This is a genomic window from Streptomyces sp. SID14478 (assembly GCF_010548525.1).
Lineage (GTDB): Bacteria > Actinomycetota > Actinomycetes > Streptomycetales > Streptomycetaceae > Streptomyces.
In genome coordinates this window covers 1-8,122 of record NZ_JAAGMG010000072.1, presented here as the reverse complement: position 1 = coordinate 8,122, position 8,122 = coordinate 1, and the positions used below count along the sequence as shown (strand labels likewise).

The window sequence follows — 8,122 nt, the reverse complement described above, 5'->3', positions numbered from 1 at the left end:
CGGCGTGCCGCACCCGCTCGTTCGCGGCGCGGGCCGCCGCGGTGGCGACCGACGGCCAGACCCGGTCGATCGCGGCGTTCACCGCGGCGCCGACGAGCACCGCGAACGCCGAGACGCCGATCCACAGGAGCACCGCGACGGGCGCCGCGAGGGAGCCGTAGATCGTGGGGCCCTCGATGGTGTTGGTGATGTAGAGCCGGAGCAGGAAGCTGCCCGGGATCCACATCGCGAGGGCGACCAGCGCCCCGGGCATGTCCTCGATCCACGGGGAGCGGACGGGCACGGACACGTGGTACAGCGTCGTCAGGAAGGCCACCGACAGGACGAGCACCACCGGCCAGTACAGGACCTGGACGACCGTCTCCGACCAGGGGACCAGTGCGATCACCGCGTCGGGCCCGGCGATCATCAGCGGCAGCGCCACCGAGCCGACGACGAGGCCGACCATGAACAGCAGGAACGCCAGGAGCCTCGTCTTCACGATGCCCCGCACGCCGTCGAGGCCGTACATCACCGTCACGGTGTCCACGAACGTCGACACGGCGCGCGAGCCCGACCACAGCGAGATCAGGAAGCCGATGGAGATGACGTCGGGCCGGCCGCCCTTGATGACGTCGTCCAGGATCGGTTCCGCGATCTCCTTCACGCCCTGGTCGGTGAGGACGGTGCGGGACGCCTCCAGGATGTTGTCGCGCACGCCCGCGATCGTGTCCGCGCCGGTCCAGGTGTCGACGTACGCGAGCAGGCCCACCAGCGACAGCAGCAGCGGCGGGACCGAGAGCAGGGTGAAGAACGCCGCCTCGGCCGCCAGGCCCAGGATGCGGTACTCCATGCACGAGTTGACGGTGTCCTTGAGGAGCAGCCAGGCGGTCCTGCGCTTGGAGACGTTCTGGTAGAGAACGCGGGCCCTGTGGAGACGGCCGGACGGGGGTGGAGGGGAATCACTTGCTGGCTGCACGCCCTAAAGGTATCCGTCACACGGGGCCGCACCCATCCCCCGGGGCCTCCGCCTGCGCCGGCGCGGCCGCGGGAGCGCCCGGCACGCGTGCGGTCGCCCGTCGATCCCTGGTGGGGCGCACGGCGCGGCGGGGGAAGTGGACGCGGTTGCGGCAATTGTCCGGTGCTTTCGGTGAGTTCCCCGGTACTCGGATCATTCAGGGCAGCACGATCCGCGCCTGCCGGGTCCGCGGCGCACGACGGACCCGGGGCTACTGGCCCGTGACGGGCCCGCCGGTCGGGTCGGCGTCGCCCGGGGCGTCCCCGGCCGGGCCGAGCGGGCGGCCTTCCCACAGGAGGGTCCGCCAGCCCTCGGCGGGCGAGCCCGAGAGGATGACGATGCCGGTGTTGCGCAGCGCATGGCTCGCGGCGTGGGCGACGTCGATGTCGGTGGACCGGGCGGCCACCCACATGCGGATGGCGGCGCCGTGGCTGACCATGGCGACCGTCCCGGCGCCGCTCCCGGCCGCCTCGGCGACGACGGCGTCGAAGCGGCCGAGCGCCTCCACGCCGTTCTCCCCGCCGGGCATCCGGCGTTCCACGTCGCCCGTCGACCAGGCGAAGGCGGTGTCCAGGTAGGTGGCGGCGGCCTCGTCGTCGCCGCGCATCTCCAGGTCGCCCGCGGACAGCTCCCGGATGCCGTCACGGACCTGGACGTCCAGCCCGGTCGCGGCGGCCAGCGGCGCGGCGGTGAGCTGGGTGCGCACCAGCGTCGAGGCGTACAGCGCGTCGATCCGCTCGTCCGCCAGCGCCTGCGGGAGCGCGGCGGCCTGCTCCTGACCGAGGGGGGTCAGACCGGGGCCGGGTCGCGCGGTGTCCAGCAGGTGCTTGACGTTGGACGGGGTCTGACCGTGGCGGATGAGCAGCAGGCGCATGCGGGGGCGACCTCCCATGATCGGCGGCGGGCCCTTCCACTGTGCCACGGGCCTCCTTACCCGGCGGCTTCGCGGCGGGCCCGCTCCTCCGCGTCCGCGTCGAAGCCGATCGGCTCCCAGCGCTTGACGAGCAGGGCGGTCAGGCCGAGGACGGGCGCGGCCAGAATGACCCAGTACACCCCCGTGCCCAGGCCACTGCTGAGGACGGGGAAGAAGAACAGGGTCAGCGTCGAGCCGAGCCGCAGCACGGCCTGGTTGAAGCCGATGCTGACCCCGCGCATCGACGTCGGGAATCCCAGGGAGGCGTAACTCATGATGTGCGCGCCGGGGCCGAACCCCTGCGCGAACATGAAGGCGCCCAGCATCAGGATGCCCGCCGTCACCACGGCCGTGCCGGACGGACGGCCGATGCAGGCGAGGGCGGTGATGGCGACCAGCTGGATCGCGAAGCCGAGGGACATCATCGGCCAGGCGCCGCGGGTCGACGCCCAGCGGATGCCGAGCAGTCCGCCGGTGAGGGCGAAGACGAGGTTCAGGGCGAAGGAGGAGGCGATCGTGGTCAGCGGGCCCTGGGTCATCAGCGTGGCGATGATGATCGGCAGCCCGAACGCGACCGCGTTGTAGCCGAAGGTCTCGGCGATGCCGACGGCCACCGACTGGAGGGTGCGGGTGCGGTAGGGCGGGGTGAACAGGCGGGCGTAGGAGGCGAGTCCAGGGCGGTGCGGGCGCGCCGCCGGTACCCGTGCGTCGTCGGCGACCCGGGCGTCCACGCCGTACGACGCGCGCAGGATCCGCGCCGCGCCTTCGAGGTCGCCCTGCTCTGCGGCCCAGGTCGGGGACTCGTTCATGTAGCGCCGGCGCAGGACGAGGACGAGCAGCGCGGGTATCGCGCCGAAGCCGACGGTGAACCGCCACAGCCAGCCCAACTGCGCGTGGGGCAGCAGGAAGTACAGCACCATGATCACCAGGTAGCAGCCGCTGGTCGCGGTGTACCAGGCCGGTGACCAGGCGGCCGTGCGCGAGCCCTTGCTGCCCTTGCCGCGCAGCCGGGAGAACTCGGCGAGGAACGCGATCGCCACGGGGATGTCCATGCCGACGCCGATGCCCATCACGAAGCGCGCGCCGATCAGCGTCCACACGTCCTGTGCGACGGCGCACACCAGCGCGGTGACGACGAAGAAGAGCATGTTGGCCATGAAGACCCGGTAGCGGCCGATCCGGTCGACGAGCCAGCCGCCGACGAGCGCGCCGAGGAGCGAGCCGACGCTGATCGAGGCCGTGACCGTGCCTGCCATCGTCGAACTGAGGCCGAACTGTGCGGTGATGTCGGGGAGCCCGTAGGCCAGCGAGCTCAGGTCGTAGGCGTCGAGGAAGATGCCGCCGAGCGCGATGACCACGATCATCTTGGCGTGTCTGCTGCGGGCGGTGCCCGAGTTGACCAGATCGGAGACGTCGGCCGCGGAGCGGATCAGCGCGGTGCCCGACGCCGTCGCCTTGGACGTGGTGACGGACAGGGGGGAGGTGGAGCTCATACGGAATCGTAGGCTCCGCTCGGAACCCGCCCGCACGCCTGTCCGGATAGTGGTCACCCGCGGGCACCGGTAGGTTCGGGTCCATGTCGGGCAGTACGCACAGCACGCACACGGTGACCAACCAGCCCCCGCCGCTGGTGGGCCACGACGTCTTCGCCTCGGACCGGGTCCTGACCGAGGGCCTGGAGCGGCATCTGGACGCCTCGCTCCTGGGCACGGCCCGGGCGGAGCTCTCGGTGCTCGGCCGCGCCGCCGGTTCCGCCCAGGTACAGGAGTGGGGCCGCCTCGCGAACGACAACCCCCCGGTCCTGCGCACCCACGACCGCTACGGCCACCGGATCGACGAGGTCGACTTCCATCCGTCCTGGCACCGCCTGCTGGGCAAGGGCGTCTCGGCGGGGCTGACCGCGGCGTGGACGCGGCCCGGCGGTCATCTGCGGCGCGCGGCCGCGTTCCTCGTGTGGTCGCAGGTCGAGGCGGGGCACCTGTGTCCGCTGTCGATGACGCACGCGGCGGTGCCGGCGCTGCGCGCGCAGCCGGAGCTGGCCGAGGAGTGGGAGCCCCGACTCACCTCCACCGTCTACGACTTCGGGCTGCGGCCCGCCGCGCAGAAGGCCGGCGCGCTGTTCGGCATGGGGATGACGGAGAAGCAGGGCGGCAGTGACGTCCGGGCCAACGCGACGCGTGCGGCCGGTCCGGGCGACGACGGGGCGTACGAGCTGACGGGCCACAAGTGGTTCTGCTCGGCGCCGATGTCGGACGGGTTCCTGGTGCTCGCGCAGGCGGACGCGGGGCTCACGTGCTTCCTGGTGCCCCGGGTGCGGGAGGACGGCACGCGCAACCCGTTCGCGATCCAGCGGCTCAAGGACAAGCTGGGCAACCGCTCGAACGCGTCCGGCGAGGTCGAGTTCGCCGGGACGTGGGCGCGGCGGGTGGGGGACGAGGGGCACGGGGTGCGCACGATCATCGAGATGGTCGCGGCGACCCGGCTGGACTGCGTGCTCGGCTCGGCGGCGCTCATGCGCCAGGCGGTCGCGCAGGCGGTCCACCACTGCACGTACCGCGAGGCGTTCGGCGGCCGCCTGATCGACAAGCCGCTGATGGAGAACGTCCTGGCCGACCTCGCCCTGGAGTCGGAGGCGGCGACGACGCTGGCGCTGCGGCTCGCCGCCGCGTACGACGACGGGAGCGCGCAGGAGCGGGCGTTCCTGCGGCTGGCCGTGCCCGCGGCCAAGTACTGGGTGACCAAGCGGTGCACGCCCCTCGTCGCGGAGGCCCTGGAGTGCCTCGGCGGCAACGGGTACGTGGAGGAGTCGGGCATGCCGCGGCTGCTGCGCGAGTCCCCGCTCAACTCGATCTGGGAGGGGGCCGGCAACGTCCAGGCCCTCGATGTACTGCGGGCGCTGCAGCGGGAACCGGCGGCGCTCAACGCGTTCCTGGTGGAGGTCTCCACGACGCGGGGCGCCGACCACCGTCTGGACGCCGCCGTGAAGGACCTGCTGACCGAGCTCGGCGACCTGGACGGCATCGAGGCGCGGGCGCGGCGCCTCGTCGAGCGGATCGCGCTGGTGCTGCAGGGGTCCCTGCTCGTGCGGTACGCGCCCGCCGACGTGGCGGACGCGTTCTGTGCGTCGCGGCTCGGCGGCGACCGGGGCGCCGCGTTCGGGACGCTGCCGCACACGCTGGGGCCGGCACGGATCGTGGAGCGGGCGCGCCCGGTGTCCTGAACGTCCGGGTCACGGCGGTGGGTGCGCGGGGATGGTGCTGCGCCGACACGGCACCATCCCCGCCTTTCAGGCCCCTAGAGGAGCTCGAACGCCGCCGGGGCGGCGTTGCTCCCAGTTTCAAACTCCGTACGGTTGTTCGCCAGGGTTGCAGGGGGTTGCAACGTTCCTTCGTAAGGCCCACCCTTGCCGTGGCTCGGAGGTGCACGATAGGCGTAACTCCCCGCATACCGAGGATTCAGGCATGAACAAGGACTCGACGATCGACCTGGCGCGGCTGTCCGCGATGGACGTCACGTTCGCGTCCCACCTGCTCAAGGGAGTGCGGGACGCGACGCTCTCGGGGCAGCGGCCACGGGTCATGCCCCGGCCCGACATCGGCGAGTCCTGGGGGCGGATGCTGCGCGGCGGCGTCGATCCGGACCGCGACTTCCGTCGGGGGCTGCTCAGTGTCGACGAGGTGGAGGAGCGGCGCCGGTCCTCGCCACTGCTGCCGGTCCTGCCCTTGCTGCGGGAGGCGCTCGTGACGGTGGCCGAGGCGGCGCAGCACATCATGGTGGTCAGCGACGCCGACGGCCGCATCCTGTGGCGCGAGGGGCATCCGGCGATGCTGCGCAAGGGCGACCAGCACGGCTTCGAGGTGGGCGCGCTCTGGTCGGAGGACGTCGTCGGCACGAACGGCGTGGGGACGCCGCTGGTGACGCGGCGTCCCGTCCAGGTCTTCTCCGCGGAGCACTTCGTGCGCTCGCACCACCAGTGGACGTGCACGGGCGCGCCGGTGACGGACCCGCGCGACGGGCGGCTGCTCGGGGTCGTGGACGTGAGCGGCCCGCTGGAGACGATGCATCCGGCGACGCTGGCGTGGGTGCGCTCGGTGGCGCAGCTCGCGCAGGCGCGGCTGCGCGAACTGCATACGGCGGGGCTGGAGCGGCTGCGCGCGGTGGCGGCGCCGGTCCTCGCGCGGATCGGCGGCCGGGCGCTGGCCGTGGACGGCAACGGATGGACGGCCGCGGTCACCGGAATGCCGCTGGTCGACCGGGTGGCGCTGCCCACGTCGTTGGCGGAGGGCCCCTGCTGGATCCCCTCGCTCGGCTGCTGCAAGGCGGCGCCACTGCCGGGCGGCTGGCTGATCATGGTGGACGACGACCCGGAGCCGCTGGCCGCGACCCGGGTCGTCCTGGACATCAGCCGGGCCCGGCGCTGGTCGATGGAGGTGTCGGGCGCGGCCGGCTCCTGGACCCACGAACTGAGCCCGCGGCACGCCGAGTTGCTGTACCTGCTGGCCCTGCACCGCGGCGGCCGCAGCGCGTCGGGCCTGGCCGCGGACCTGTTCGGCGACCCGGCGCGGACGGTGACCGTGCGCGCCGAGATGTCCCGCGTACGCCGCTACCTCGGCGGCCTCCTGGCCCACCGCCCGTACCGCTTCATGGAGGACACGGAGGTGGAGGTGCTGCTCCCCGACGACCCGCGCGACCTGCTGCCGCACTCGTCGGCGCCGGCGGTGGTCAGGGCGCGGACTCCACAGGGCTGACCCTCTGCAAGCCCCTGGAGTCCGGCTCTCCGGGATGCCGTCCGACGAGCCGGCCGGGTGCGCCGACTCCGGCACGGACGGATGCACAGGCCTCAACTGCCGTTCAGGGCACCGATGTTCACGGGCGTACCAGGGACGACCCGGTGCCCGGCGAAGTCCCGCTCCCCCGTGTCCGCGAGCGGCAGCGCGGCGCCGAGGGCGGGCGAGCCGGGGCGCAGGGCGTACGCGGCGCGGGCGTCCTCGATGCCGGTGGCGGTGCCGGGGGCGGCGAGCAGCGGATCGCCGCTCGTGCCACCGGGGTTGTCGGGCAGCGGCCCGCTCACGCCGCTCAGCACGTTGTGCGACAGCGACACCCCGCCCGAGCGCGGCGCGAAGGAGGCACTGCCCGCTCCGGTCTTGCGCACCACGTTGTCGACGAAGGCGATCTCGTGCCGGCTGTCGGTGTTCTCGTTGACGACGGTCTGGCTGACGCCGTCGCCGACGAAGAGCGTGTTGTGCAGGAAGCGGACGTCGGAGAAGGACCCCTTGCAGGTCTCGATGCCGCGGTAGCTGTCGTTCTGGCTGACGTTGAAGCGGATCACGGCGCCGGACAGGGTGCCGTCTGCGGTGCAGACGAGGAAGAAGCCGCCGGCGTTGTCGTGGCTGTAGTTGTACTGGAAGACGGTGCCGAAGGTGCCCTCGTCGACGTCGTACGCCATGCCGTCCCGGGTGGTCTCGCCGCCCGAGGTGTCGTTGTACTGGAAGACGGTCCCGTCGGCGTTGTAGGGCCACATGCCCGCGTTGTATCCGGCGGAGCGGCGCTGGAAGCCGCGCAGGGTGTTGTGCTCGACGAGGGCGCCGTCGGTGACGGTCGTGACGATGCCGTCGCCGCCGAGGTCGGAGAGCGTGTTGCCGCGCACGACGACCCGGGTGGAGGGGGTCCACGCCGGGCCGGCGGGGTCGTAACCCCCCACCGCGGGACGGTTGTTCCAGCTCGACGCGAAGAAGATGCCCTCCCGGTCGACGGCGTCGAGGGTGTTGTCGGCGACGACCACGTCGTCGTAGCGGGTGGGCGTGGCCGAGCCCGTGACGGAGAACAGGATGCCCGCGGAGCCGTCGTTGTCCTTGGTGTCGTCGCCACGGATGTCGTGGATGTCGAGGTCCGTGAGGCGGTAGTGGGTGCCGGTGCCGTAGTCGTCGAGCACGACGCGCACGCCCCGGCGCTTCGTGCCCGGGTGCGCCGCGTTGGTGATGTCCAGGTCGGACACCTCGATCCACTGGGTGTTGCGCAGCAGGACGGTGTCGAGCGCCCCGTTCCCGTCGACGACGGGTTTCGCGGCGCCGGGGTCCCCGTACGCGCCGATCCGGACGGGGCTGCCGGGCCGGCCCGCGCCGTCCGGGGCGAGGGTGCCGGTGCAGCGGCTGCCGCGCTTCAGCAGGACCGCGTCCCCGGGAGCCAGGTGCCGGGCGTTCACGGCGGCGAGG

The 8,122-nt window shown here is 72.7% G+C and carries 6 protein-coding genes; 2 read left to right on the top strand and 4 right to left on the bottom strand.

What is annotated here, in order from left to right:
• From G3I40_RS02510 to G3I40_RS02500, 3 genes are all read right to left on the bottom strand, one after another.
• On the bottom strand, nt 1-958 hold a 958-nt coding region (locus G3I40_RS02510; RefSeq protein WP_164300495.1), incomplete at its 3' end, for a YihY/virulence factor BrkB family protein.
• A 250-nt stretch (nt 959-1,208) separates the two neighbouring features.
• Nucleotides 1,209-1,871 (bottom strand): histidine phosphatase family protein, encoded by a 663-nt coding sequence (locus G3I40_RS02505; RefSeq protein WP_164300496.1) that lies wholly within the window; start codon nt 1,869-1,871, stop codon nt 1,209-1,211.
• 56 nt (nt 1,872-1,927) lie between these two features.
• Nucleotides 1,928-3,403, bottom strand: coding sequence for an MFS transporter (locus G3I40_RS02500; RefSeq protein ID WP_164300494.1), 1,476 nt, complete (start codon nt 3,401-3,403; stop codon nt 1,928-1,930).
• An 83-nt stretch (nt 3,404-3,486) separates the two neighbouring features.
• Here G3I40_RS02500 and G3I40_RS02495 point away from each other — a divergent pair, with 83 nt between their 5' ends.
• Both G3I40_RS02495 and G3I40_RS02490 read left to right on the top strand, forming a co-directional pair.
• On the top strand, nt 3,487-5,130 hold the full coding sequence (locus G3I40_RS02495) for an acyl-CoA dehydrogenase family protein (RefSeq protein ID WP_164300493.1): 1,644 nt from the start codon (nt 3,487-3,489) through the stop codon (nt 5,128-5,130).
• 241 nt (nt 5,131-5,371) lie between these two features.
• Nucleotides 5,372-6,658, top strand: a complete 1,287-nt coding sequence (locus G3I40_RS02490) for a GAF domain-containing protein (RefSeq protein ID WP_164300492.1) — start codon at nt 5,372-5,374, stop codon at nt 6,656-6,658.
• A 92-nt stretch (nt 6,659-6,750) separates the two neighbouring features.
• On the opposite strand, the gene G3I40_RS02485 is transcribed toward G3I40_RS02490, so the two are convergent.
• Nucleotides 6,751-8,122, bottom strand: a 1,372-nt coding sequence (locus G3I40_RS02485; protein ID WP_164300491.1) for a right-handed parallel beta-helix repeat-containing protein, incomplete at its 5' end; no start/stop codon positions are given.